The organism is Neisseria sp. P0001.S005 (genome assembly GCF_051963715.1).
The window spans coordinates 1-353 of sequence record NZ_JBQCTZ010000809.1 but is presented as its reverse complement, the minus strand read 5'-3'; the positions used below and the strand labels follow the sequence as shown (position 1 = coordinate 353).

At 60.9% G+C, this 353-nt stretch carries 1 pseudogene; it reads right to left on the bottom strand.

Annotation, left to right across the window (positions count from 1 at the left end):
* Positions 1–353: pseudogene (locus ACTHSP_RS22995) on the bottom strand (M16 family metallopeptidase); the annotation flags it as partial.

Here is a 353-nt window from a genome sequence, read left to right as displayed (position 1 = left end):
CAAGTTGGCGGCTTTGTCGCGGATGTCGGCTTTGCTGAGGCTGCGGAAGCCTGCGGATGCGCTTTCGGCATTGCTGTCGCTGCTGATGTGCGCACCGATGTTGTCGGCTTCGGCATTGAAGGCTTCTTCGTCCAGCTCTTGGGTACCGTCGGTCAGGAGGGCGGCGGTAAATTCGGCAACTTGGCTTTTGCCGTCCGGATTGGCGACGCTGCCTGCGCCCTTGAAGCTGACTTCAAGGTCGATGATGGGGTTTTCGTGGCGTTCGACAAGGAGGATTTGGGTGCCGTCGCGGTTGCGCCAGCGTTGGATGTCGGTGGCGGCTTGGACGCTTAAGGGCAGGAGTAGGGCAAGGG